Here is a 1,289-nt window from a genome sequence, read left to right as displayed (position 1 = left end):
GCGCAAACAGGCTGATGACCAGGCCCGACGCGGTATTGCGCGGCATGTGGATGCTGCGATAGTCGGTGTGGCTGAGGGTGCTGACGCCGCGCTCCTTCATGCCCCAGTACGCGTCCAGGTCATTGACCTTGGGCTGCTCGGCGAAGTTGTACAGCGGCGGCGGAGACGCAGTGGCCCATTCCAGGGTGCGCCCGTCCCATGGGTCGCCGGTGCGGTCGCGGTATTGATGACGGTTGCGGATGCTCACCAACAGCTGCAGGGCCTGCGTCGCCACACCGCAGAGGATGATTGCCACCCCCACCAACTCCAGCAGCAGCCAGGGCCGCCATTCGGGGTTGTCGAAATGATTGAGACGGCGCGTCATGCCCATGAAACCCAGCACGTAGGAGGGCATGAACGCGAAATAAAAGCCCACCAGCCAGCACCAGAAAGCGATGCGCCCCAGCTTGTCGTTCAAGCGGAAACCGAACGCCTTGGGGAACCAATACGTCAGGCCGGCCATATAGCCGAACACCGCACCGCCGATGATCACGTTGTGAAAGTGCGCGATCAGAAACAGGCTGTTGTGCAGCAGGAAGTCGGCCCCCGGCACCGCCAGCAGCACCCCGGTCATGCCGCCGATGCTGAAGGTCACGATAAAGCCCAGGGTCCATAGCATGGGCGTTTCGAAACGCACGCGGCCGCGGTACATGGTGAACAACCAGGTGAAGATTTTCACCCCGGTGGGCACCGCGATGATCATGGTCATGATGCCGAAGAACGCATTGACGTTGCCCCCCGCGCCCATGGTGAAAAAGTGATGCAGCCACACGATGAACGACAACACGGTGATCGCGATGGTCGCCCATACCAGCGACACGTAGCCGAACAACCGCTTGCTGCTGAAGGTGGCTGCGATTTCGGAAAACACCCCGAACGCCGGCAGGATCAAGATGTACACCTCCGGATGCCCCCAGGCCCAGATGAGGTTCACGTACATCATCGGGTTGCCGCCGGCCTCGTTGGTGAAAAAATGCATGCCCAGGTAACGGTCCAGGGTCAGCATCAACAGGGTGGCGGTGAGGATCGGAAATGCCGCCAGAATCAGCACCGACGTGCACAGCGCATTCCAGGTGAACACCGGCATCTTGAACAGCGTCATGCCTTCGGTGCGCATCTTCAGGATGGTGACGAAGAAATTCACCCCCGTGAGCAGCGTGCCGATGCCGGATATCTGCAATGACCAGATGTAGTAATCCACGCCGACGCCGGGGCTGTAGCCCAGCTCGGATAACGGCGGATACGCGACC

At 60.8% G+C, this 1,289-nt stretch carries 1 protein-coding gene; it reads right to left on the bottom strand.

What is annotated here, in order from left to right; genetic code table 11:
• A partial coding sequence (locus GIW04_RS30800) for a cbb3-type cytochrome c oxidase subunit I (RefSeq protein WP_236479620.1) occupies nucleotides 1-1,289 on the bottom strand: 1,289 nt, incomplete at both ends.

It is taken from the genome of Pseudomonas sp. PA-4-8C, from assembly GCF_021606625.1.
GTDB classification, from domain to species: Bacteria; Pseudomonadota; Gammaproteobacteria; order Pseudomonadales; family Pseudomonadaceae; genus Aquipseudomonas; species Aquipseudomonas lactis.
Note: the sequence above shows the minus strand (reverse complement) of the source record. Positions and strands in the feature narration are given on the sequence as shown.